Source organism: Rhizobium sp. UFLA01-1127, assembly GCF_059803845.1.
In genome coordinates, this window is record NZ_JAUQTZ010000032.1 from 25,452 (window position 1) to 47,743 (window position 22,292).

Annotated in this window: 25 protein-coding genes, 1 tRNA gene and 2 pseudogenes; 22 read left to right on the forward strand and 6 right to left on the reverse strand. The window is 57.5% G+C overall.

The window, feature by feature from the left end:
* Positions 1-497: 497 nt before the first annotated feature.
* From Q4Q11_RS10625 to Q4Q11_RS10670, 10 genes and pseudogenes are all read left to right on the forward strand, one after another.
* Complete coding sequence (locus Q4Q11_RS10625; protein WP_498569466.1) at positions 498-722, forward strand: hypothetical protein; 225 nt, start codon at positions 498-500, stop codon at positions 720-722.
* A gap of 647 nt (positions 723-1,369) precedes the next feature.
* A pseudogene (locus tag Q4Q11_RS10630) lies at positions 1,370-1,585 on the forward strand (helix-turn-helix domain-containing protein); the annotation flags it as partial.
* A gap of 130 nt (positions 1,586-1,715) precedes the next feature.
* The gene (locus tag Q4Q11_RS10635; protein WP_498569467.1) at positions 1,716-1,955 is read left to right on the forward strand and encodes a hypothetical protein; all 240 of its coding nucleotides are present in this window, start codon (positions 1,716-1,718) and stop codon (positions 1,953-1,955) included.
* A gap of 288 nt (positions 1,956-2,243) precedes the next feature.
* Positions 2,244-2,708, forward strand: coding sequence for a helix-turn-helix domain-containing protein (locus Q4Q11_RS10640; protein WP_498569468.1), 465 nt, complete (start codon positions 2,244-2,246; stop codon positions 2,706-2,708).
* A complete protein-coding gene (locus Q4Q11_RS10645) occupies positions 2,705-3,241 on the forward strand; it encodes a helix-turn-helix transcriptional regulator (protein ID WP_498569469.1) in 537 nt (178 codons plus the stop codon). Before Q4Q11_RS10640 ends, Q4Q11_RS10645 begins: the two co-directional genes overlap by 4 nt.
* A gap of 105 nt (positions 3,242-3,346) precedes the next feature.
* Positions 3,347-4,621 carry a hypothetical protein gene (locus tag Q4Q11_RS10650; RefSeq protein ID WP_498569470.1) on the forward strand — a complete coding sequence of 425 codons (1,275 nt, stop codon included), beginning with the start codon at positions 3,347-3,349 and terminating at the stop codon, positions 4,619-4,621.
* Between the two features lie 492 nt (positions 4,622-5,113).
* Entirely contained in the window at positions 5,114-5,608 is a 495-nt protein-coding gene (locus Q4Q11_RS10655; protein ID WP_498569471.1) for a hypothetical protein, read from the forward strand.
* A 15-nt stretch (positions 5,609-5,623) separates the two neighbouring features.
* Complete coding sequence (locus Q4Q11_RS10660) at positions 5,624-5,830, forward strand: ECs_2282 family putative zinc-binding protein (RefSeq protein WP_498569472.1); 207 nt, start codon at positions 5,624-5,626, stop codon at positions 5,828-5,830.
* A gap of 130 nt (positions 5,831-5,960) precedes the next feature.
* Positions 5,961-6,212: a DUF982 domain-containing protein gene (locus tag Q4Q11_RS10665; RefSeq protein ID WP_498569473.1), complete on the forward strand. Its 252-nt coding sequence runs from the start codon at positions 5,961-5,963 to the stop codon at positions 6,210-6,212.
* Between the two features lie 250 nt (positions 6,213-6,462).
* Positions 6,463-7,449, forward strand: coding sequence for a hypothetical protein (locus Q4Q11_RS10670; RefSeq protein WP_498569474.1), 987 nt, complete (start codon positions 6,463-6,465; stop codon positions 7,447-7,449).
* Positions 7,450-7,680: 231 nt separating this feature from the next.
* On the opposite strand, the gene Q4Q11_RS10675 is transcribed toward Q4Q11_RS10670, so the two are convergent.
* Both Q4Q11_RS10675 and Q4Q11_RS10680 read right to left on the reverse strand, forming a co-directional pair.
* On the reverse strand, positions 7,681-8,046 hold the full coding sequence (locus Q4Q11_RS10675; protein ID WP_498569475.1) for a phospholipase D-like domain-containing protein: 366 nt from the start codon (positions 8,044-8,046) through the stop codon (positions 7,681-7,683).
* A gap of 187 nt (positions 8,047-8,233) precedes the next feature.
* Positions 8,234-8,797, reverse strand: a complete 564-nt coding sequence (locus tag Q4Q11_RS10680) for a hypothetical protein (protein WP_498569476.1) — start codon at positions 8,795-8,797, stop codon at positions 8,234-8,236.
* A 142-nt stretch (positions 8,798-8,939) separates the two neighbouring features.
* Between Q4Q11_RS10680 and Q4Q11_RS10685 the strand changes: the two genes are divergently transcribed.
* The 3 genes from Q4Q11_RS10685 (at position 8,940) to Q4Q11_RS10695 (ending at position 10,336) form a co-directional block, all read left to right on the forward strand.
* Positions 8,940-9,179: a hypothetical protein gene (locus Q4Q11_RS10685; protein ID WP_174174065.1), complete on the forward strand. Its 240-nt coding sequence runs from the start codon at positions 8,940-8,942 to the stop codon at positions 9,177-9,179.
* Between the two features lie 57 nt (positions 9,180-9,236).
* Positions 9,237-9,446 (forward strand): dehydrogenase, encoded by a 210-nt coding sequence (locus Q4Q11_RS10690; protein WP_498569477.1) that lies wholly within the window; start codon positions 9,237-9,239, stop codon positions 9,444-9,446.
* 335 nt (positions 9,447-9,781) lie between these two features.
* Positions 9,782-10,336 (forward strand): NUDIX hydrolase, encoded by a 555-nt coding sequence (locus tag Q4Q11_RS10695; RefSeq protein WP_498569478.1) that lies wholly within the window; start codon positions 9,782-9,784, stop codon positions 10,334-10,336.
* A gap of 605 nt (positions 10,337-10,941) precedes the next feature.
* Here the strand turns inward: Q4Q11_RS10695 and Q4Q11_RS10700 are convergent.
* Positions 10,942-11,016 (reverse strand) — tRNA-Asn (locus Q4Q11_RS10700).
* 116 nt (positions 11,017-11,132) lie between these two features.
* Between Q4Q11_RS10700 and Q4Q11_RS10705 the strand changes: the two genes are divergently transcribed.
* Positions 11,133-11,444, forward strand: a complete 312-nt coding sequence (locus tag Q4Q11_RS10705) for a hypothetical protein (protein WP_498569479.1) — start codon at positions 11,133-11,135, stop codon at positions 11,442-11,444.
* Between the two features lie 13 nt (positions 11,445-11,457).
* Here Q4Q11_RS10705 and Q4Q11_RS10710 read toward each other — a convergent pair whose 3' ends face one another.
* Entirely contained in the window at positions 11,458-12,015 is a 558-nt protein-coding gene (locus Q4Q11_RS10710; protein ID WP_112507545.1) for a sugar O-acetyltransferase, read from the reverse strand.
* A gap of 328 nt (positions 12,016-12,343) precedes the next feature.
* Between Q4Q11_RS10710 and Q4Q11_RS10715 the strand changes: the two genes are divergently transcribed.
* From Q4Q11_RS10715 to Q4Q11_RS10725, 3 genes are all read left to right on the forward strand, one after another.
* Entirely contained in the window at positions 12,344-13,696 is a 1,353-nt protein-coding gene (locus Q4Q11_RS10715) for an extracellular solute-binding protein (protein WP_498569480.1), read from the forward strand.
* Between the two features lie 99 nt (positions 13,697-13,795).
* A complete protein-coding gene (locus tag Q4Q11_RS10720; protein WP_112337420.1) occupies positions 13,796-14,680 on the forward strand; it encodes a carbohydrate ABC transporter permease in 885 nt (294 codons plus the stop codon).
* A gap of 7 nt (positions 14,681-14,687) precedes the next feature.
* On the forward strand, positions 14,688-15,602 hold the full coding sequence (locus Q4Q11_RS10725) for an ABC transporter permease subunit (RefSeq protein ID WP_113216956.1): 915 nt from the start codon (positions 14,688-14,690) through the stop codon (positions 15,600-15,602).
* Between the two features lie 285 nt (positions 15,603-15,887).
* On the opposite strand, the gene Q4Q11_RS10730 is transcribed toward Q4Q11_RS10725, so the two are convergent.
* Both Q4Q11_RS10730 and Q4Q11_RS10735 read right to left on the reverse strand, forming a co-directional pair.
* On the reverse strand, positions 15,888-17,000 hold the full coding sequence (locus Q4Q11_RS10730) for a sn-glycerol-3-phosphate import ATP-binding protein UgpC (RefSeq protein ID WP_498569481.1): 1,113 nt from the start codon (positions 16,998-17,000) through the stop codon (positions 15,888-15,890).
* Between the two features lie 301 nt (positions 17,001-17,301).
* The gene (locus Q4Q11_RS10735) at positions 17,302-18,132 is read right to left on the reverse strand and encodes an SDR family NAD(P)-dependent oxidoreductase (protein WP_498569482.1); all 831 of its coding nucleotides are present in this window, start codon (positions 18,130-18,132) and stop codon (positions 17,302-17,304) included.
* 295 nt (positions 18,133-18,427) lie between these two features.
* Between Q4Q11_RS10735 and Q4Q11_RS10740 the strand changes: the two genes are divergently transcribed.
* The 5 genes and pseudogenes from Q4Q11_RS10740 to Q4Q11_RS10760 all read left to right on the forward strand — a co-directional run bounded on the left by Q4Q11_RS10740 (position 18,428) and on the right by Q4Q11_RS10760 (position 22,291).
* Positions 18,428-19,468, forward strand: coding sequence for a cysteine synthase A (locus Q4Q11_RS10740; protein ID WP_112507413.1), 1,041 nt, complete (start codon positions 18,428-18,430; stop codon positions 19,466-19,468).
* A 4-nt stretch (positions 19,469-19,472) separates the two neighbouring features.
* Positions 19,473-20,210 carry an alanyl-tRNA editing protein gene (locus Q4Q11_RS10745; RefSeq protein WP_112507415.1) on the forward strand — a complete coding sequence of 246 codons (738 nt, stop codon included), beginning with the start codon at positions 19,473-19,475 and terminating at the stop codon, positions 20,208-20,210.
* 66 nt (positions 20,211-20,276) lie between these two features.
* Positions 20,277-21,134 (forward strand): 3-mercaptopyruvate sulfurtransferase, encoded by an 858-nt coding sequence (sseA, locus tag Q4Q11_RS10750; protein WP_112507417.1) that lies wholly within the window; start codon positions 20,277-20,279, stop codon positions 21,132-21,134.
* Positions 21,089-21,703, forward strand: coding sequence for a GNAT family N-acetyltransferase (locus Q4Q11_RS10755; RefSeq protein WP_498569483.1), 615 nt, complete (start codon positions 21,089-21,091; stop codon positions 21,701-21,703). Before sseA ends, Q4Q11_RS10755 begins: the two co-directional genes overlap by 46 nt.
* 79 nt (positions 21,704-21,782) lie before the next feature.
* Positions 21,783-22,291, forward strand: a pseudogene (locus tag Q4Q11_RS10760) (DUF1203 domain-containing protein).
* The last annotated feature ends 1 nt before the right edge of the window (position 22,292 follow it).

A 22,292-nucleotide genomic window follows, 5' to 3' on the forward strand; every position in this document is an offset into this window, starting at 1 on the left:
TTAGGGGCGGAGTTGCGATCTCGTAAAAGACGCCGCTCAACAGGGCGGCGACCCAAGCCTTGGGTGCGATCCAAAATTCGCGCCCTTCCGTCACTAGATGGCAGTATTCAACACTTTACCATGCGTTGACCAGTCGCAGCAAAGATTACCGGCCGGCGCGCTGCTTTTGTGGGTGCAGGTGGTGACCGCGCCGGCCATTGGTAACTGGTGGTGGCCCACCGCCGACATGCGGCGATGGCGACGGGCCGACGCCGGATAGAGCGGAAGTTCCTGCAGCTGAAGATCAACGCACCAACGAGATGTGCTCGAACATCGACCTGGAGGCTTATATCCTAGCAAAGCTAGCGGCCGCCTTGGTCTTTGCCGGTCTGCTCTGATGTGGTCAACTCGCAGTGTAGAATCACGGTGAGGCCGCCATGCTCATATACCTCCTACACATCGCCGCATACACGTATGGAAACTTCGTTGGGTTACTGTACGATCCTACGTTTATTGTCATGCTCGTCGTGGTCGCGGGAGTGGCTGCCGTCACGAGAAGGATCGTCTATCCGATCGGCCTTACCATCCTATGTGCGATCAGCCGCTACTACATCTCATGGTCCAACATGAGTGCCGCCGGCCTCGATGCCCACGCCTTTGCTCTTTATTCGGGCTTCTCCACTCTTATCGGCTTCGTATTGATCATCGGAATTGTCCGGCTAATCCGTCGTATCGTCTCCTGATACCGGCCTCCCTCACCGCGAGGAGAGATACCGGCCGGCGCGCTGCTTTTGTGGGTGCAGGTGGTGACCGCGCCGGCCATTGGTAACTGGTGGTGGCCTGCCGCGGCAAATGCGGCGATGGCGACGGGCCGACGCCCAGGACAAGGCGCTTTAGAGAACCGGCTCAGCGCTGTGATAGCAGCCGCCGGTTGCCGCTGCGGTTCACGCGTCGCGACTTGCCCGCGGGGATTGAGATCTAAAGTGGCTCAAGATCGTGCGATCGAGCCCGAAATGATCAAAGTAAATTTCATGAATGGGGTGATCGCCCGGCGCAGAGGACGGCTCCAATGCATCGCCGAGTACGTTCCTTATCGGGCGCTCCGTGCATGTTGTCAGTATCTCGTAGAGTTCACGGCCGGCCGCCGTCTTTGAGCGGTCGATAATAATTGCTACATCGCCGTAAAAGTCGACGATCTGGGTAAGCCTCAAACGAAACACATTCGGTCGTCTGCCGATCAGACTGCGAGGGAGTAAGATTCTTTCGGAATGCGTATGCGCTTGCACGGCGTCGCTCCTCGTTGTCACTTTGGTGTCTAGGTGATACCTTTAGCTCAAGGTGGTGCGTTCGTCAACACCTTTGGATATCTTTGATACTAAAGGATCATTTTATGCTCTCTGGCAGGCAAATTTCGGCCGCCCGCGCTCTTATAGGGATGTCACAGGCGACGCTTGCGCTCGCCGCGAACATCTCCGTGCCGACGCTGAAACGTATGGAAGCGAGCGCGGGAGCGGCCGCCGGTATGCGGAACAATGTTGCAGCTGTTCGCACTGCCCTCGAATCGGCTGGCGTGACGTTCCTTGATGCCGGGGGTATCGCAAGCGGCCCCGGCGTATCTCTGCATAAGCCGAATGGTGCGGCCGTTGACGTCGACGAAGACGAAGTTGTCCAGTACCGCGAAAATCTAGAGAATGACGCACCACCTGGCGCCGGTGGCTGACACGAGAGCAGCCTTCATGTCGAAAATCAACGATCTGATAGCATCAGCAAAAACTGTCTGCGACCGATACGAAAGGGGTCTCATGGAGCGAGAGACCGTGCGCGAATGGATCTTGCGTCTGGGTATCTATCCAACGCCGCATGGCGATCGTTTGCGGATAGCGCGGGAGTGGTTCATTGCTCATCCAGCAAGCGAGGTGCCGACCAATATAAGGCAAGTCGACATTGAGAGGCTGAAGGCAATCTTTTCTCATTGATCAGTCGGACTTGATTGTAACCGCCGATACTATACAGACCAGCGAAGGGCGCGACTGCCGTTAGTTTTAGAACGGGGTCGGGTGGCCGATTGACGTCACGCTGCTGCCACGAGATCACGTGGCCGTCCTCTAACTCTATTGAGCTCAGCGGCTTGACTGCCTCTCCTCTGCGCAATAGCCTCGATCTGCGGCCGACCAATCCGCTTGCGATCCGTCACCACCGGACAGACATAGCTTTTCGACATTCGTGCCGGACGGCAATGGTTTGACCCGTTCAATTGGTGAAGCTTGCGCAAATCCTATACCCAAAAGTCCGCCCTGGATTACGTCCGGACCGTTCAGCCTCTTGACCCCGATAAAGGGTGGCAGCGAGAGGATGTTCAACTCGCGTTCATGGCCGGCGCCGAAGCGCCGCCGGTCACACGGCTCATGTCTTTAAGGGATGTCGCCGATGCTTTGGCTGTTTCTGTCTCCACGGTCAACGATCTCGTGCGTTTCGGCGAGCTCGCCTATGTCCACGCCGGCCGCGGCACAGCGAGAAAAAGGCTGACCTTTAGGCCGGACGACGTTGAGAGCTTCGTCATGCGCCACACGCGGCGCGACTACCACGATCCAGGGCCGAAGACTGCTCGCCATGGCACGCGCAGAGGTGCGCGCGATCTTGCCATCGATCGCTCTATGGCTGGCAGCGACGGGTTCCTAGCCCAGCGCGCCGCTAGGCTGGCCGATGCAAAAGCGAGGAAAAGAAAATGACAGACGAAAACTCCCCTCGCCTGATCGGCCGAAAAGAAGCGGCGGCATATTGCGGGATCGCCGAATCCACTTTCTCGATGTGGGTTGCAACACACAAAATGCCCTCCTGCATTCCTGGCACCCGGAAATGGGACAGGCGCGCGATCGATGCCAAGCTTGATGAAATCAGTGGCCTGACCGCTGTTGATGGCGAAGATCCATATGACAAATGGATGCGAGAAAATGCGGGTGGTAGCAAAGGTGCCAGCCTATCAGAATGGCGTGAGAAGAAGCTCAAGCGCCAAGCCAAATATAAGCCGCAAATGGCTCTCGATGCGAAGCTCGAGCGCATTTTGCTAGAGATGGCAGCCAACCCCGAACGCGACACAATTGCATCGGTTGCCGCAGCCGGACCAGTGTTGATGGATCGCCTTATCGAAGCCGGAGCCGTCCGGTTGGTCGGCACCCGACACCACGAGTTCCGCTATGCGCTGACTGAGGAAGGCGATGAGGAGGCAAAGCTCATCAAGAAATGGCGGGCGCTAGCACCATAAGTTGTCGCGATTCGAAACTCGACATTTCCGATTCAGAAGTACGAAGTAACGGGGGGAGAGTGGCAACGACGCGGCAGTGTTCGTGCGATTATCAGTGGGGAACCTATGGACGAGATCAAGCGATTGTATAGCCGTGAAGAGCTGCACGAACTCGTGTGGTCCACGCCAATGCAAAAGTTGGCTGAGAGATTTGGGCTATCTGATCGTGGTCTCGCCAAAACCTGCGCACGACACCTAATACCGGTGCCACCGCGCGGCTATTGGGCAAAGCTTGAGGCCGGTCAAAGCGTAAAGAAGACCCCGCTGAGGAAGGTGGAAAACGCGGCGTTGCATAGAGTGGTGGTGGGAACAGGTGCCCTCTCTCCCGAAGCGCAGGAGCTGCTAAACGCCGTCAAACGCAACAAAAATTCGGATCACGTAGTAAAACAAAACCCTGTCAGTCGAGATAGACTCTCGCCAGTCGAGGGTTATCTCGCCCCGCCCATCCGGCAACCAAATATTGCGATACGAGTCGTTGCCCGATCCCTTAGGAGATCGCGTCCGACCAAAGTCGGCGCGGTGAGCAGCTATAGTGTCCACCTCCATCAGACATCCATTGAGCGAGGAATTGCATTTCTCCACAATTTGGCTATTCGCCTGAATGACAAAAAGTTATACCTTGTCGCGGAAGAAGAAAAGCTAACCGTCAAAGGATTGCATGACGAAGTTTCGGTTTCCTTGGCCGAGAATACCAGAAGACAGGAGCATATCCCGACGAAAGCTGAATTGAATAAGCTTGAACAACTGAAGAAGGGCTATCCGACCAAACTGCTGGACTTGTTGGGGCCTTCGATCAAACGTCGAGCTTGGGAACAATTCGATATCATCTATACTGGCAGCTTTCGTTTCGGCTGCGATGATTGGCACGATGGATTGCGACAGTCCTGGAGCGATGGAAAGACGCAGCGCCTTGAGGGTATGTTAGATACTATCGTGGAAGGGCTATCAGTCCTGCTTGCATACAAAAATAGTAAGCGGGAACGCCAAGCTGAAAAAGAACGTCGGCACTTGGATAGCCTTCGAAGACGCGAGTTGGCGGCGCGTCGAGCCGAACGCGAGGAAAAGCGGCTATCGCTCCTATCTCAACTGTGCGCTCTTCATCGCGAGGGCGCCGGTTTGAGGTTGATGATCGAGGCCGCGACCAAGCATCTTTCGGATGCGCCAGCGGAATATGTGAGCATGATCGGCTGGGCTCGCGAACGATTAGATCATGTAGAAGAGAAGCTCAGCGTCGCCGGCATTGTTGATGCCTTACGCGCCGGCAATCTATTCCCGGTAGTTGATGAATTCTCAGATCAAGTTCAGGCGTTGTTGCCCGAGGCTGAATCCGGTGACGGCTGACGGCGAGCGATCCGCGAGTTTTGCCGATACCTTTTCGCCGGCCTCTGCATGTGCGATCAGGTCTAATCGTTCTGCTTCTGGCATCTTGATAAGATGCATCCATCTCGACGCCCTTGTCGAGGGACGTGCCAACGATGCGGGTGATGTCAGGGCCGAGCGCTGCGCCACGTTGCGCAGCAACCTGTATCGCTCGCACGGACCTTCCGCTAGTTTCGGCAGTCGATGACGCAAACGCAGAATTTGCGTTTGCGTTTACTATATTACCCATCGAAGCATTTGCGGCGCGAGCACCTATTGCTTTCGCAGGTCCGTAGATCTCTTCATAAATCGCCTTGCGTCGCGCGACGTGAGCCGCTTCCTGCGCTGGCGAGAGCCCGGCATGCTGCAGGTTCTCGTCGATTTCCATTAGCTCGGCTTCGCCACATGATAGACTTTCCATGTCTTCAGTGACAACCTAAAGGTCTACGAACCACTGTAGCCGGTAGTCAGATCATGGAACTTCTGCAGCGGGAATTTCAAAACCAAATCCTTCACGTGTTGTCGGAACAGTATCCAGCGACTGTCGATCTTGGCGCGGCTGGGCTCGCCAATGACGGGCGGCAACTTGCTTATAACCTTGCATATCTAGAAGAACATCGGCTCATCACTGTTATCTGGACCCACCCGCTCAGCGGCGATCCATTTGCCGGGATGGCCAGGATAACTGCCGCCGGCATTGACTTTATTTCAGACGACGGCGGCCTATCCGCCATCCTTGGTGTCGTGACCGTGAAGTTGCACGAGGATACGGTCAAAGCTCTTCTGTTAGACAAGGTTGCGAAATCGAATATAGAGCCAACTATTAAACGTCAGCTCATCGACGAGATAAAGAAATTGCCGGCTCTGATGACCAGAGATGTCGCAATGGCGGCGCTAAAAAAGGGAATCGAAGATATACCTGACGTAGTCAATTGGCTTCATCACTTTCTCCCACACGTCCATCCATGAAAGGAGATCCTTCCCGTGAGCGACGTTATTGTGCCTTTCAAATGCCCGGCATGCGACGGCGAGCAGTTTCGGACTGCAAAAGAAATCAAATCCTACCAAGACTTCACCGGTGCTGTCTGTGATGGCTGCGGGCGTACCATCGTGGACGACGACATCAAAAATCACGCGATCGCACTCGCCAGACAGTTGGCGAGCGACGCGTTCAAGGATCTAAAATTGTAGTCAACCCGGAGAGGCGTAAACCGTCTTTTCATAGTCGATCCGCCAATTTGGCGCGCGCTAACGGTTGCCCTAACTGACCCAAGGCTTCTTTAGAGACGAACGCCGAATAGCCACAAACTCGAGGTTTCCCGTGACGCACAGAAAATGGAGCAAGGCGGTCACGATCGCTCTTGAGAGCCCCGACGAGTGGGTCGTTATCGATACGACCCAAGCCGCCAGCTGGGCGTTGATAGAAGATTGGCCACTTGAAGAGGCGCCCGCATTGGATCGAGCCCTGTCCGTCTGCGCCGACGTGATCAGCGGCAAGCGAACCCCCGAGGATGCTCGCCGGGCGTTCATCGATGCGGTCAATGAAGCCCAGATACCAATGAAGGAGGGGTGAGGTCGCGGCGCGTCTTAGGTTCTGTGTGGCCCTCGGCGCGTTGCTGAGGCATCCCTCGCCTTCTAGTAATGGTGGGGAAATTTTCCCACTATTCATTTCAGCCCGAATCTGCTTTCGGCGATGTCTGAATTCAAATATGGCTATGCAGCTAATGGGCGAATTCTTACGCTCGACATTCGCCCTTTATTCGGTAATGATCGCCGAATTGAGGACTTAAGCCGTGTTTTGCATTCGAGTGTTCCTAATCGGAGTGGCCTTTCTTCTTTGGGCGTTGAATGCGCGAGCAGATGACAGCATCGCGCCATTTTCAGTGTCGCCTGTCTGGCCGCTAGCAATTCGCCTCGACGGTCCGATCGATAGCCGCTCTGCCCTCACGTTTCGACGGGTGCTGGCAGCCAACCCGAACCTAAAAATCCTTGTTCTGAACAGCCCCGGCGGCGATGTCCAGAACGGACTGCTGATTGCTGACGACGTCTATACGAAGGGCATGAGCACTGTCATTCCCGCTGATTCCGCATGTGCCTCGGCTTGCGCCTACGTCTTTTTCGCCGGCCGAAACCGCATCGTGCAAGGTAGGCTCGGCGTGCACCAGATCAGCGGCAACGTCGGTCTCGGTGATGCGCAGTTAAATATTTCCGATATTCTCGACACGTTGAACAAATACGGCGTCGATCAGCGCATATTCCCGATCATGTTCCGCACGGCGTCCGATGACATCCATTTTTTCAGCACTGATGAGATCAAGCAATTCGGGATTGAGCATCTCTCACCGGGTTCGGACAACAGCCAGGTTTCATCTGCGCAACCCAGCACCCCCACGATTCAATCGGCGCCCGCCTCAATGAGCGGCATGAGAGACGAGGAGACCGCGGCAAGGAACTTCGTCGCAGAGCTGGTGAATTCGGGGAGCCTCCCGGCCAACCAGGCAATTGCCTTTGCCTCGAATGTCTATGCCGGCGAAGTCCGCTTTTACGGCAAACAGAGAAGCTTAGACGAAATACTCGATGACAAGCGCAAGTTCTTTGAGCGCTGGCCGAGCAGAATGTACCGGCTGAGACCGGAAAGCCTCGTGACCGCGTGCGACGCTGATCTTTGCCGGGTAACGGGCGATTTCGACTGGTATGTGAGCAGCCCGCAACGGGCAAAGAGCCTCAGCGGCACAGCAGCATTCTTCTACTCGCTCAGCATGAACGGCCGCATTCAAGTCGTCGCCGAGGATGGCAAGGCTCGAAAGTGATGGTCGACACAGGGATTTATCGACTGCTTCAAATGTCAGGGAGACAGGCATGAAACGTTTGTTTGCGATCGCCGCCCTTGCGGTGATGGTGTTTTCGACAACCGCCGAAGCGAGATATGATCGCCGGCCATATCATGGCTTTGCCACGGGCCACTGCAAGCGTGCCAGCTGTTACGCGAAGCACCCCGGCGGAACCTATCACTACCCATATCATTACGGGCACAGGCGCCATTAATCGGCCGGTTTGCCGGCCCTTTCGTCGAAAGCTCTCGACACCTTCAGCCGGCTATCCCAGTTCCCTAGATATTCGCGGGCAAGCTCTCGGCTCTCTGTAAACGTCACGTTCTCCGCATTCCGTTTTTGCGCGGCCGCGGTGTAATTGTAAGAGCCGCCGATCGTCAGATGCCCGTCAATCACGATGATCTTATTGTGGGCAATCGCTGGCTCGAAATCGATCCAGACGGGAACGCCGGCGGCTTCGAGCAGCGTCGCGCCCGAATATTTGCGCTCATTCGTCTTGTCAAGGATAGCCAGAACTTCGACGCCCCTGCCCGCGGCGCTGCAGCGCGTGGATAATGGACAGAGAGGTGAAGCCATAGGCCTGAACGCGGATGGATGACCGAGCGCGGTCGATCGCCTCGATGATCTTGCCCTCGCACTGTTCGCCCGGCGTGAAGCAGACTGTGATCTGTGCCGTGACCGGCTGACCGGCAAATGCAGGTAGCGTAATTGCAAGTAAAAAAATTTAGGGCCGCGACAGATTTAAAATGTAAAAGGCTTTGCATCATGACCCCAGGCGATGAATCGACCTCGCGTAGACACCCAAGTTTGTACCCCGGCCCTCCACCACAATCTGCGTGTTTGGCTTAAGCTGCTGCCTCACCTCATCCGGCACGTGGCAGAGAAAGTCGAAGAACCATGGCAAATCGCGGAGTTCGATCGGCGTATAACATCCCCGACCACCGTCACCATCGGATGTCTCCACCGTATAGATGAGCGCGACGCGGTGGCCTGCGATTGCTGCCATCAGCATTGGGACGCCGGCCAATATCGGTGCGCTCCCCAGTAAGTACCCGATAAACGGAACGACCAATATCCCGATAGTCTTTTTGAACGCTCCAACTTTTCGATTTTTGACAACGCCGATCGTCATAAATGCCGCGGCCACAATACCGGCCCCCACACGGAAGTAGCTCGAAGTCGCCGTCCAAGTCGTGGATGGCAAGTAGCCGTATCCAAAAAGATGCCCGAACATGCCTATCAAGGAAAGAGGCAGCCAAAGTAGAAACAGGAATCCTAGGCAAGCGAACATCCAACGATCAGACGTTTTCTTCGATGTCGAGTTCATGCGATCGACTCTGCCAGGTGCCATGGGCGTCATTCTCGCACACCCTTAGTTGCGCTATCAAGGGCACTTTCTAGTCGTTCCCTGTCACGCTTGACTCTTCTCCAAAATGAGAACATTTTGAGAACAAATTGAGGAAGACGCCATGAGTACCGCCGAGAAATTCATTATCCTGCCGTATCGGAAGAACCGCGGAAATCTGGTGCCCGGCGAGATGCGTCAGGCGTCGAGCGTGCCGTCTGCGGAGAAGATCGCGGCTTCCATGGCTTCTCGATTTGTTGGCGTTGCCGCCTACGCGGTCATGGTCGACGAGGAGACCGGCGACATGTCGTCTCCCCGCCTGCTGGCGAAGCACGGCGAAATCGCCGACCTGAACGCCGCCTGAGATAGACCGATATTTTCAATGTTGAACCGCCGTAGCCATACGGCGGAATGAGGACGCATGACCATGACTGCCCAGCCGATCGCTGTTGAAGAGCCTGAACTTGATCCTATCGATGCGGCGCTTGCCCTTTATGATGGCGATGCCCGTGCAACGATCGCCGCCGCTCTGGACATGCTGCAATTCGTCCGTGCTCAGCTTGCCTTGACGGAAGCGGCCATGTGTCACGGCTTTACCAGAGGCTTCCGGCCGGCCTACGAACCGGAATAGACCGATGTCCGAGCGTACCAGGCTCGCGGATTACAAGGGGGCAAGCTCGCTGTCATTTGGGAAACAGGTAGAGCTTCAGCAGATCAGAAGGGTCATAGCCCGGTCGCCTGGTATCGTTTGGCATCACTCTAGTGGACCGGCACGCCCCAGATCTAGACCATCGATGAATGCCTCTGTGAAACGGACCGGATTATCCGGGCCGACGTAATTGTCCACACTTCGGACAACAGCAGCATTTGCGAGCGGTCAGTTCCTGATAAATGGGCCATGGTCGGTGCTAGCATATTGAACTAATCTTCGGAATCCGGGAGCTTGAAAACGAGGAGAAAATTGGAATGGGCAACAACTGGCAGGTGGTAAAGTCCAGAACGATTTTGCACGACCGTTGGATAAATATACGCGCCGATGATTGCCTGACCCCGGAGGGGGTAGCGATCTCTCCCTACTACGTTTTGTCCTATCCAGACTGGATCAACGTCGTCGCGATCACCACCGACGATCGCCTTCTACTTGTTCGCCAATATAGGCATGCCGCAGGAACGTTCTTTCTGGAACTTCCAGGCGGTGGCTTGGACGAGCGGGACATTGATAGTGAAAAGGCCGCTCGACGGGAACTAGAGGAGGAGACCGGGTACACCGCCAAAGATTGGCAATTAATCAGTAGCCTTTATCCAAACCCGGCCTCTCATACAAACCGCCTTCACACTTATCTCGCGACCGGTGCTGAGCCTAAATCTCGACAGCGCCTTGATGAGGGTGAAGAGGGCTTAACCATTCATGCCCTCCCTATTGCAGACGTCCTAGACGGACTACAGGCCGGCTTAATTGGACAGTCCCTCCATGTATCGTCCATCCTTCTCGCTCTACGGGCAATCGGGCGGCTTGACTAAACGACAGGTGTGTCACCTTTCGGGGCGGCTTTTGACACGCTCTGTAGGATCATCTGGACGATACGCATATTTCCGAAAGGGCACAGCACCGCTTCCCCGCTCTACAGGCGGGAGCACGTATAAGCCCTCAGTCGCCACCGCCTGCTTAATAGGTTGGTGCCGATACCTCATCCTACGCTCTAAAAACAAACAGTCCCCCTTTTGTAAGCAAGGCGAGCTTGGAAAATCCTCTTGCCCGTCAAGCGCGAACTTGCGGATTGCCTGAGATGCTGGCGAACGGCATCCATCATCATCTCGGGCGAAACACCCTGGGCGACGGCTTCCCGGTCATCATGTCCACCTTCGACCCGACTACTTCGACTTTTGTCGAGATCGCAGACATATCCTTGCGGAGAAGATCGAAGCTGGTTTGCATCGTCTGCGCATCTCGTCCTGGCCGTTGATCATAAGATCGGCAAGCCGGTCCATGCGCGCGTACAGTCCGCTTAGTGCGGATTGAAGAAACAATCCCGAACGTGGAGCGAAACTAAAGCGGGGAAGGAAAGCAGGGAAGGCATACGCCGCTTTGGAATTGCCAAGAAAAATCAATCACTTACTAAGAAGAGTGGCTCCCCGGGCCGGATTCGAACCGGCGACCTGTCGATTAACAGTCGAATGCTCTACCGCTGAGCTACCAGGGAATGCGCTTGGCGCGGTGTGAGCGGGGTAATACAAATGCTTTCCCGATTTGCCAAGCGGTTTTTTCAAAAAAATCGCTTTCTCTTGCATTATTTCCTCGCGCCACCATTTCCTGTGGATGACCGATCAAAGCGAAACGACAGCAAATGCCGATCGAGATGGCCGGAAAACCAGGCGTTTCGGCATTGATCCTTCAACCCGCGAGCTGGTTTTCGGCTCCGTGAGAATTCCGCTGCCAAGATCGCGCCTTGCCCGTGTCGGCATGGGAATCGTCCTCATTTTCGGCGGCCTGCTCGGATTTCTGCCGATCCTCGGTTTCTGGATGCTGCCATTGGGTTTTATCGTGCTCTCGCACGACATGCCGATGGTCCGCCGCTGGCGCCGACGCTTCGCCGTGTGGTGGACAAGAAAACGCCGGTCGGCGAACTAGCGGCCAGCTTACCTTATTTTACGCCCACGGGACGGGCGGGATTGCCGACGACTGTCGCACCGGCCGCAACGTCCTTGGTTACGACAGCGCCTGCGCCGACGATCGCGCCATCGCCTACCGTCACGCCGCCAACCAGGATCGCGCCGCCGCCGATCCACACGCTTTTGCCGATTACCACCGGCCGCGCGATCTCCATGCCCGCGCCGCGCAGCCCTGCATCCTTGTGATGCTCGGCACAATAGATATGAACACCCGGCCCCAGCATGCTGCCATCGCCGATATGGACACCGGCGCTATCGAGGATCGTACAGCCCGCATTCATATAGACCTGGCGGCCGAGTGAAATGTTGATACCGTAGGAGCAGTGAAATGGCGCTTCTATGAAGACATTCTCTCCGGCATTGGCAAAGAGCGCAGACAATTCGGGGGCGAGATTGCCGCGTTGCGAGGGCGGCATTGAATTATGCGCGTACACGGCCTCTCGCGCACGCCAACGCAGGGCGTCGAGTTCCGGATCGAAACAGCAGTACCATTCCCCCGCCTCCATTTTCCGACGTTCGCTCAGACCCATCTTCCCGTTCCTCCAATGCTTTCGGGATTCGCCGATGCCGGATCTTGCAACATCATCCAAGGCGCCATCAAGGAAGACCATCACGCGGCTATCGTCCACCGACAAGCCATACGCGAACCAGCGCGCCTCGCACGCCTTGATCAGCGGAATCTCAAATGCACGATCCTAAGAAAAGAGAGCACCAGTAAACTCTCAGCGCCGCCAAAAAAGCCTGTCAATGCGGGATTCTTGCCCACAACAAACTGTCACACAGCTTGTCTATAACCCGCGCTACCGCGGACTTGCGCAAGACCATCGGTTCCGGGCTTTCAAAAAGGAAATAGGGATTATGTCAAAACTTAAAAGCTACATTTCTGCCGCCGCCGCTGGCGTGATGAGCGTCGCCTTGGCGATGCCGGCTGCAGCCGCACCGATCAAGTTCGATTTCTGGTTTGGCCTGTCGGGCGACCTCCAGCGAGTCGTTGAGACCATGTGCAAGAACTTCAACGATTCCCAGAAGGATTATGAAGTTTCCTGCGTCAGCCAAGGCAACTACGACGCCGCCCTGCAGAACACCATTGCCGCCTTCCGCGCCAACAAGCAGCCGACGATCGTCCAGGTCTACGACGTTGGCACCGCGACCATGATGCTTTCGGGCGCATACTATCCGGTCAACAAGCTGATGTCCGAAAACGGCTACAAGGTCGACTGGAACAACTATTTCCCGGGTATCGCCCGCTACTACGCCACCTCGAAGGGCGAACTGCTCTCTTTCCCGTTCAACTCTTCGACCGCCCTGCTCTATTGGAACAAGGACGCCTTCGCCAAGATCGGCAAGACTGCCGCTCCAAAGACCTGGGAAGAAGCTGCCGAAGACATGAAGGCCCTGAAGGGCGCCGGCTATGATTGCCCGATGGCAATCAACATCTCCGGCAACGAAAGCTGGCAGCTGATGGAGCAGTTCTCCGCCATCCACGACCAGCCGATTGCCACGAAGAACAACGGTTATGATGGCCTCGACGCGCGTCTCACCGTCAACAAGACGAAGTTCGTCAAGTATGTGACCGACCTCAAGAGCTGGTACGACCAAGGCTTCATCAAGATCAAGTCCAAGGACCTCGGTCAGGACATGGTTCAGGCTTTCGCCGCAGGCGATTGCCAGATGATCATGACCTCGGTCGGCGACCACGGCACGGTCGGCAAGACGCAGAAGGCCGGCATGAACTGGGATGTTGCCGAGCTTCCGGTCTACGCCGGCACCGAGCGCAAGAATTCGCTCGTCGGCGGCGCTTCGCTCTGGGTTCTCTCCGGCAAGTCGGCTGACGAATACAAGGGCGCTGCCGCGTTCCTGAACTTCATCGCCAAGCCCGAGACTGCCCTCTTCTGGTCGACCAACACCGGCTACATTCCGGTCACGAAGTCCGGCTTCGAATTCATGAAGTCCTCCGGCTTCTATGATAAGGCTCCCTTCAAGGGCCGCGAAGTTGCTATCGCCAGCTTGACCGCTTCCGAGCCAACCGCGATCACCCGCGGCATCCGCCTCGGCAGCTTCACGCAGATCCGCGCCGAGTTCGGCAACCAGATGCAGGCCATCTTCGCCAACAAGGTCAGCGTCCAGGAAGGCATCGACAACCTCGTCAAGAACGGCGACGCCGTGCTCGAGCGCTTCGAGGCCACCTACAAGGGCAAGCAGCTGCCGTAAACGGCAAAGCTCGTAACAGAACAGCGTCCGCCGGGGTTTCCCGGCGGACGTTCGTTATGAAAGCAAGCGTGGCATCGAGATCTCAAGCCGGTAGAGACAATGGAAAAGCGAGTAACTTTCAACAAATGGAGCGTCGGCATCCTGTTCGCAGTGCCGCAGCTGCTCCTCATCTTCACCTTTTTCTATTGGCCGGCCGGTCAGGCGGTATTCTGGTCCTTGACGCTGCAGCAACCGTGGGGCGGCGGCAATATCTGGGTCGGGCTCGACAATTTCAAATCCATTCTCGCCAGCTCCGATTACTGGAACTCGGTGACGATCAGCATCATCTTCGCTGCTATCAGCACAAGTATTTCCATGGCGGGCGGGCTGATACTTGCGGCGCTGACCGATCGGCAGCTGCGTGGCTCGAAAATTTATCGCGTCGTCCTGATCTGGCCTTACGGTATTGCTGCGCCCGCATCGGCGATGGCTTTCCGCTTTATCCTGGCACCGGAAGCGGGGCTCATGGCAGTGGTCAATCAGTGGTGGCCGGGGATCTGGGACCCGGGTCTTGACGGTAACGCCGCGATGGCCTGTGTCATCGCCGCCTTCTCGTGGAAATATATCGGGTACAGCTTCATATTCTTCCTCGCCGCGTTCCAGGCCATCCCACGCGCGCTTATCGAGGCGTCCGCCATGGACGGCTCCGGCGTGCTCCGCCGCTTCTGGGACATTCAATTCCCGCTGATCACGCCGACGATCTTCTTTTTGCTCGTCATCAACATCACGGAAAGCTTCCAGGATTCATTCGGCATTGTCGACATCATGACTTCTGGCGGCCCGCACAACTCGACCAACCTCATGGTCTACAAGATCTACTCGGACGGCTTCAAAGGCCTCGATTTTTCCGGCGCGGCCGCACAGAGCATCATCCTCATGCTGCTGATCGTCCTGCTTACCATCTTCCAGTTCCGCTTCATCGAGAAGCGCGTGCATTACCGTTGAGGCTGACATGGTCGAGCGCACCCCCATCCTTAATTTCTTCACCCATCTGATCCTGCTACTGGGATTCATCGTCGCCGTAGGTCCGCTGGCTATCGTTGCCATTGCCGCATCGCATAACATCACGGACGTCAACAAGGTGCCGATGTCGCTGATCCCCGGCTCGGATTTTTTGGTCAACATGAAGGCGGCCTGGGCGACTGCCAATCTCGGCCCCAAGCTGCTGAACAGCCTGATCTTCGCCACAGGCGTCGCGGTGGGCAAGGTGCTCATTTCGGCGATAACGGCCTTTTCGCTGGTCTATTTCCGCTATCCCGGCCGCCATTTCATTTTCTGGCTGATCTTCATAACGCTCATGCTGCCGCTCGAAGTGCGCATCGTGCCGACCTATGCAGTCGCAGCGAACGTGCTTTCGCCCTTCCAGGGAATTCTCGACTTCACCGGCATCACCTGGCTCATCGCAAAGCTTACGGGTATCGAAGTCTCGCTGAATCTCGGGCTGCTTAACTCCTCGATCGGCCTTATCCTGCCGCTGGTCGCGACGGCAACCGGCACCTTTCTTTACCGACAGTTCTTCCTGACGATACCGGACGAGCTGGCCGAGGCTGCGCGCATGGACGGCGCCGGGGCATTGCGGTTTTTCGTCGATATCCTGCTGCCGCTGTCGCGCACCAATATGGCCGCCCTCGGCACCATCATGTTCCTCTGGGCCTGGAATCAGTATCTGTGGCCGTTGTTGGTAACCACCGATCCCGCCCACATAACGGCTGTACACGAACTCAAGTCACTCATCCCGAACTTTGGCGGCCTTCCGGAGTGGCACATCGCCATGGCCGGCACGCTGATCATCATGATTCCGCCGCTTGCCGTCGTCGTACTGATGCAGCGCTGGGTCGTCCGCGGCATGATCGCTACCGAGAAGTGATCGAGTTGCCTGCCGCGTCGGATTTGCCGGCGCGGGAGTGCCCTTTGGAGATCAATTCTTCTCCCTGCCGCGAACTGATCTATCTCCACGACTCATCGGATGGTTTCCATCCGATGCTTCGTCATGTCTCACGCGTCGCCGCAGATAATCGCAGTCAAACGTGTTCCATCGGGATGATCGCTTGCAAACAGCCTCGCCGTCAGCGAGCCGCCCTGCCATGGATAAAAAAACCCGGAAGTCGGGAAAACTTCCGGGCGATACCTACTGAAAAGTTATGTCTGAAAATCAGCTCGCCAGCACCCTGAGCGGCGTGACGGAGGCGACGGCGTCAAGCCGCAGCCCGGTATCCTGGGCGAAGAGATGCGTATGCTGCTGCGGCAGCTCCAGCGCGACGGACTGGCCGGTCTGGCCGGTCGTATGGTCAGCGACCGCGACGGCGAAGCTCGAACCGTTGATGTCGCAATGGATGACGCGGCCGGCGCCGAGCTCTTCGACGAAATCGACCGTTGCCGGGATCGCACCGGGCGTACCGGCCGGAACGAGGCGAGCATGTTCCGGGCGAAGGCCGAGGGCGACCGGCTGGCCGGCGTGGCGCTTGCCGATATTGGCGTCGATGGCAATCGGAATGCCGTCGAAGATGAATTGCTCGCCGTTGGCCGAGAAGGTGCCTTCCAGGAAATTCATGGCCGGAGAGCCGATGAAGGAGCCGACGAAGCGCGTGCGCGGCGTGTTGTAGACCTCAAGCGGTGTGCCGACCTGCTCGACATTGCCCTTGTACATCACGACGAGCTTGTCGGCGAGCGTCATGGCCTCGACCTGATCGTGCGTGACGAAAACAGACGTTGCCGACAGACGCTTGTGCAGGCGGCGGATCTCGACGCGCATCTGCACACGCAGCTTGGCATCGAGGTTGGAGAGCGGCTCGTCGAAAAGGAAAACTTTCGGTTCGCGGATGATGGCGCGGCCCATGGCGACACGCTGACGCTGACCGCCGGAAAGCTCGGCCGGCTTACGAGCCAGGAAATCCTCAAGGCCAACGATCTTGGCGGTTTCCTTGATGCGGCGGTCGCGCTCGGCGCGCGGCACGCCGGCGACCTTGAGCGCGTAGCCCATATTGGCGGCGACATCCATGTGCGGATAGAGCGCATAATTCTGAAAGACCATGGCGCAGCCGCGTTCGCGCGGCTCAAGCTGGTTGACCACCTTGCCGTCGATGATGATCTCACCCGAGGTGATGTCCTCAAGGCCGGCGATCATACGCAGCAGTGTGGACTTGCCGCATCCGGAGGGGCCGAGAATGACGACGAATTCGCCCGATCGGAAATTCAGATCGACGCCATGAACGACCGGATTGCGTCCATAGGCCTTGCGAACTTGTTCGATGCGGATTTCCGCCATTTTGATCTTTCCCCGCCTGTGAATTCTAGGCTCGTCAATTCCGAGCCCGTCAATCGGGTGGACTGCTAGCGAATTTGCATTACAGAACAGTGACAAGGAGCCCTTATATCACAAGCGGCATCCAGTTTCCTTCACGAGAGTTGCGTGCAGGATTTTCTTATGAAACGCGCGGTAGCGGAACCATTTTGGCGACCGGCATCGCGTGCCGGTTGGCGACCCGGCAAGACGATCATCGGCCGGTCCCCTATCATGCCATCGTGCGCTCGCTGCGCGCTCATCATTGAAAGAAAATGGATAAGCGCTATTCAGCCGGATGCGCGGTTATGCGCGCTCCGACCGATTGGCGTTTCGGGCCGATTCCGAGAAAATATCTGAGCGCCCGGAAATAGAGGCCGTACGGCAGAAGCTTCAACAGCTTTGCCCGGTAAACCAGGCCTTTCGGGAAACTGATATCGAAGTTCGGCGATTTCAATCCGGCTGATATTGCGTCAGCCGCCTGCTGCGCGGACACGATATCAGGCATGTCGAACTTGTTCTTAGCCGTCAGCGGCGTATCGACGTAGCCCGGGGTGACGAGCTGGATGTGTATGCCCATACGGTCGAGTTCGAAATTCAGGCTCTCAGCCATATTGATCAGCGCGGCCTTGCTGGCCCCATAAGCCGCACCGCCGGGAAGTCCGCCATAACCGGCGACGGACGACACGAGCGCGACCTGACCGTACCCCCTCGCCCGCATGTGCCGCACCGCCGGAACGAGACAATTGACGACACCGTGAAGATTGACGGCGAAACTGCGTTCGAACACTTCGTGATTGAGATCTTCGCCGCGTGCCGGCAAATAGATGCCAGCGTTCAGAACCGCCAAGGCAATGGGGCCGTGCTGATACTCAATTGCGGCAACGGTGTGCTCCATATCCTCCGTATCGGTCACGTCGCCGTCCAGCACGGCGATACTGCCTGTAAGCGCGCTTGCCTCGGCTTGCAGAGCCAGAAGCTTGCCATGACTGCGCGCCGTAACGGCAACCTTGTATCCCTCTTCGGCCAGCTTCAGCGCGAGCGCGCGGCCGATACCGGAACTGGCGCCGGTGATCCAGACGACTCCGTGTTCGGGACGTGCGATGAACGGGCTCATGGCTCTTCTCCTTGGCTGGCGGCCGCCTACATCAAACGTTTGGGCTTCGGCCGTCCGTGGCATTTTAGAAATAGCGTATCATTGTGGCCGCTTTCGGCCAGCTCGGCTGCTCGATGCGGAAATCAACGTCACCGATTGGAGACTTTGTGTGGTAGCAAGCGCCTCATCGAATAAGGGCAGCCAAGTCGAATTTTGCGGCCTGAACAAACAGCGAGGAACAGAATTTCTTGCCTATGCAGCCTTGTGAAGGGAAAAGACCGTTCTTACAGTAGTTGCGAACAGAAGGCAGATTCCAATGACCGTCCATCCGTCCGTTCTAGAAGCAATCGGCAATACGCCTTTGATCAAGCTCAAGGGTGCCTCCGAGGCGACGGGCTCGACCATTCTTGGCAAGGCCGAATTTTTGAATCCCGGCCAGTCGGTCAAGGATCGCGCCGCGCTCTACATTATCCGTGACGCCGAGAAAAAAGGGCTGCTGCGGCCCGGTGGAGTCATCGTCGAGGGAACGGCCGGCAATACCGGCATCGGCCTGACGCTTGTCGCCAAGGCGCTCGGCTATCGCACCGTCATCGTCATTCCTGAGACACAGAGCCAGGAAAAGAAGGACGCGCTGAAACTGCTCGGCGCCGAACTGGTCGAAGTTCCCGCCGTGCCCTACAGGAACCCGAACAACTACGTGAAGGTCTCAGGCCGGCTTGCCGAACAGCTCGCCAGGACGGAACCGAACGGCGCGATCTGGGCGAACCAGTTCGACAACATCGCCAATCGTCAGGCCCATATCGAGACGACCGCCAAGGAAATCTGGGCCGATACCAATGGCAAGATCGACGGCTTCATCTGCTCGGTCGGCTCCGGCGGTACGCTGGCGGGCGTTGCCATGGGCCTGCATGCCTTCAGCAAGGACATCAAGATCGGCATTGCCGATCCTGAAGGCGCTGCCCTCTATGAATTCTACAAGAACGGCGAACTGAAATCCTCCGGCTCCTCGATCACCGAGGGCATCGGTCAGGGCCGCATCACGGCGAACCTGGAAGGCTTTACTCCCGACTTCGCCTATCAAGTCACCGATGCCGAAGCACTTCCCTACGTCTTCGATCTGGTCGAGCACGAGGGCCTTTGCCTCGGCGGCTCGACCGCCATCAATATTGCCGGCGCAGTTCGTCTCGCGAGAGATCTCGGCCCCGGACATACGATCGTGACCATCCTATGCGATTACGGCAATCGCTATCAGTCCAAGCTCTTCAATCCCGACTTCCTGAAGTCGAAAGGCTTGCCGCTGCCGGCCTATCTCGAAAAGCGGGCTGAAATCGCCGTCCCATACGAAACGACAGCGTGATCAGATGACCGTCAATGCCCTCTATCGTGACGATTTCTATCTCTCCACTGCCGAAGCAGTCGTAACCGCAATCCACGAAGACGGGGGCATAGAACTCGATCAGACCTGTTTCTATGCGACCTCGGGCGGCCAGCCGGGCGATACGGGTTTCCTGGAGCGCGGCGACGGCTCGAGGATCATCCTCGGCCAGACGAAGCACGGGCAAATCAAGGACATCATCGTCCACGTTCCGCTCGAGGGTGAGCCGCGGCCCATCGTCGGCGAAAAGCTGGTGCTGCACATCGACTGGGCGCGCCGCTACAAGCTGATGCGCATGCATACGGCCTGCCATCTGCTCTCGGTCGTGTGCCCCTACCCGATCACGGGGGCTGCGGTCGGCGAGGAAGAAAGCCGCGTCGATTTCGATATGAGCGAAACGATCGATAAGGGCGAAGTGACGGCCAAAATGATGGCGCTCGTCAACGAGAACCATCCCGTTTTCGTCCGCTGGATCACGGATGAGGAACTGATCGCCAATCCGGGCATCGTCAAATCCAAGAATGTGCGTCCGCCGATAGGCCTCGGCCGCGTGAGCCTCGTCTGCATCGGCGAGGATTCGGCCGTCGACAGCCAGCCCTGCGGCGGTACGCATGTGTCGGAGACGCAGGAGGTCGGAGCGATCCACATCGCCAAGATAGAAAAGAAGGGCAAGGAAAACCGCCGCTTCCGCATTCGGTTCGGCACGCCGACCGACGAGAATTGACCGGGCAAGGCCTGGATCCCGATACCAAGACCAAGAAATCCTATCATAAGGCAGGGAGAGATCATCATGGCAGCGGACAAGAGCCGTTTCGTCGTATCCGCCGACTGGCTGCAAGGCGAACTGGGAGCCAAGGATCTGCGCATCCTCGACGCATCCTTCTATCTGCCGGCACAGAAGCGCAATGCCGACGCGGAATATGCCAGCGGCCACATTCCGGGCGCGATCCGTTTCGATCAGGACAAGATATCGGATCACTCGACCAACCTGCCGCATATGGTCCCCTCGCCCGAGTTCTTCGCCGCGGAAGTCGGCAAGCTCGGCATCAGCGAGAACGATCGTATCGTCGTCTACGATGGCCCCGGCGTGTTCGCCTCGCCGCGTGTCTGGTGGCTGTTCCACATCGTCATGGGGGCGCCGAATGTTTTCGTCCTCGACGGCGGCCTTGACGGCTGGAAGGCCGAAGGGCGGCCGCTGGAGACGGCGCTGCCTGACTTTATGCCCGCGACTTTCAAGCCTCGGTTCAACGGCAACCGTATCGTTTCACTCGAAGAAATGCGCGGGATCGTCGACAGCCGCTCGCTGCAGATCGCCGATGCTCGCAGCGGCGGGCGCTTTGCGGCAACGGAGCCGGAGCCGCGCGAAGGCATGCGCTCGGGCCATATGCCGGGCGCGAGAAGCCTGCCATCCGGCGTGTTCGCCACGAACGGCAAGTTCAAGTCCCTGCCGGAACTGCGAGAAACGATCGAAAAGGCCGGCATAGATCTTGAAAAGCCTGTAGTTACGACCTGCGGATCCGGCATTACCGCCGCCATCATCACGCTGGCGCTCGAATCCCTCGGCCATGGCAATAATAAACTCTACGACGGCTCCTGGTCGGAATGGGGCAGCCGGACGGATACCCCCATCGTCACTGGTCAAGATTGAGCGCCCCGGCCGTGAAAACGCCCTCCTCCATCAAAGTTCACATCACGCGGCTGGAAATGACCGCACCACCCAAGGCAAGCCTGCCCGTGCCGGTCAATATCCAGACGGCGATCATGCGTACGCCTGATATTCCGCTGCCCTTCTATCGCTATCTCTACCGGCAGGTGGGCGCGCGCTGGCACTGGGTCGATCGTATTCGCCTCTCCGACGAAGATTTGGCAACGACGCTTCACGACCAGCGCAACAATATCAGCGTGCTCTACGTCAACGGGGCGCCTGCCGGCTTCTTCGAATATTTCCGGCAGGATGAAGAGGCGATCGAACTCAGCCATTTCGGCCTCATCGAGCACGCACTCGGTCTTGGCATTGGCAAATGGTTCCTGCTGCAGGCGCTCTACGCGATCTGGACGCTGAACCCGCAGCGGATCGTGACGACGACGAACAATCTCGACCATCCGCGGGCGCTGCAGCTCTACCAGATGTTCGGCTTCTCGCCGATCTCGACTGGAGAAGGCATCGTCCGGCCGCTCAGCGACAAAGAACTGCTGGAGCTGGCCAAGAAGGGCTAGATTTTGCAGCAGCAGGAATCGGGTGGTTGCGGCTCTCGTTTCGGCGCATCACATGGCAAATCTCGAAAGGAGCTTTGCCATGCCGTCCATCGCTTTTGCCGCCATGCCCACATCCGACGCCCAACTTGTCTGGAACGGCGGCGCCGATGCTTATGGTCACCAGCCGGAGACCATGATTTCCGATGGTCCGGGCCATCCTGCCGCCACTGCCTGCGCAATATCGATGCCGGCGAGGAGCTGCTCGTCTACGCCTATCGTCCCTTCCCCGAATTGCAGCCCTATGCGGAGACAGGCCCGATATTCCTGCACAAGACGCCATGCAGGCGCTACGAAGCGGAAGAAATCCTGCCGCCCGTGCTGACGACCGGCCGGGATTTCATTGTGCGCGGCTATGGGAAGAACGATCGCATCGTCTACGGAACCGGCGCCGTGACGCCGGCGGACGATATCGCAGTCTATGCGGCTTCGCTGCTCGAACGTCCCGATATCGCCTATGTCCACGTCCGTTCGGCGCGCAATAACTGCTATCAATGCCGGATCGACAAAACAGGAGCACCGGCATACGCGGATGCCGGTGCTTCCATCTGAG

Coding starts and splice junctions, on each gene's coding strand:
- Q4Q11_RS10730 (WP_498569481.1), bottom strand. CDS start 17,000: ATGGCGGAAATCCGCATCGAACAAGTTCGCAAGGCCTATGGACGCAAT.
- Q4Q11_RS10740 (WP_112507413.1), top strand. CDS start 18,428: ATGACCGTCCATCCGTCCGTTCTAGAAGCAATCGGCAATACGCCTTTG.
- Q4Q11_RS10690 (WP_498569477.1), top strand. CDS start 9,237: ATGACCATGACTGCCCAGCCGATCGCTGTTGAAGAGCCTGAACTTGAT.
- Q4Q11_RS10735 (WP_498569482.1), bottom strand. CDS start 18,132: ATGAGCCCGTTCATCGCACGTCCCGAACACGGAGTCGTCTGGATCACC.
- Q4Q11_RS10625 (WP_498569466.1), top strand. CDS start 498: ATGCTCGTCGTGGTCGCGGGAGTGGCTGCCGTCACGAGAAGGATCGTC.
- Q4Q11_RS10705 (WP_498569479.1), top strand. CDS start 11,133: ATGACCGATCAAAGCGAAACGACAGCAAATGCCGATCGAGATGGCCGG.
- Q4Q11_RS10755 (WP_498569483.1), top strand. CDS start 21,089: ATGGGGCAGCCGGACGGATACCCCCATCGTCACTGGTCAAGATTGAGC.
- Q4Q11_RS10655 (WP_498569471.1), top strand. CDS start 5,114: ATGGAACTTCTGCAGCGGGAATTTCAAAACCAAATCCTTCACGTGTTG.
- Q4Q11_RS10715 (WP_498569480.1), top strand. CDS start 12,344: ATGTCAAAACTTAAAAGCTACATTTCTGCCGCCGCCGCTGGCGTGATG.
- Q4Q11_RS10745 (WP_112507415.1), top strand. CDS start 19,473: ATGACCGTCAATGCCCTCTATCGTGACGATTTCTATCTCTCCACTGCC.
- Q4Q11_RS10680 (WP_498569476.1), bottom strand. CDS start 8,797: ATGAACTCGACATCGAAGAAAACGTCTGATCGTTGGATGTTCGCTTGC.
- Q4Q11_RS10685 (WP_174174065.1), top strand. CDS start 8,940: ATGAGTACCGCCGAGAAATTCATTATCCTGCCGTATCGGAAGAACCGC.
- Q4Q11_RS10645 (WP_498569469.1), top strand. CDS start 2,705: ATGACAGACGAAAACTCCCCTCGCCTGATCGGCCGAAAAGAAGCGGCG.
- Q4Q11_RS10695 (WP_498569478.1), top strand. CDS start 9,782: ATGGGCAACAACTGGCAGGTGGTAAAGTCCAGAACGATTTTGCACGAC.
- Q4Q11_RS10650 (WP_498569470.1), top strand. CDS start 3,347: ATGGACGAGATCAAGCGATTGTATAGCCGTGAAGAGCTGCACGAACTC.
- Q4Q11_RS10710 (WP_112507545.1), bottom strand. CDS start 12,015: ATGGGTCTGAGCGAACGTCGGAAAATGGAGGCGGGGGAATGGTACTGC.
- Q4Q11_RS10725 (WP_113216956.1), top strand. CDS start 14,688: ATGGTCGAGCGCACCCCCATCCTTAATTTCTTCACCCATCTGATCCTG.
- Q4Q11_RS10675 (WP_498569475.1), bottom strand. CDS start 8,046: ATGGCTTCACCTCTCTGTCCATTATCCACGCGCTGCAGCGCCGCGGGC.
- Q4Q11_RS10720 (WP_112337420.1), top strand. CDS start 13,796: ATGGAAAAGCGAGTAACTTTCAACAAATGGAGCGTCGGCATCCTGTTC.
- sseA (WP_112507417.1), top strand. CDS start 20,277: ATGGCAGCGGACAAGAGCCGTTTCGTCGTATCCGCCGACTGGCTGCAA.
- Q4Q11_RS10635 (WP_498569467.1), top strand. CDS start 1,716: ATGTCGAAAATCAACGATCTGATAGCATCAGCAAAAACTGTCTGCGAC.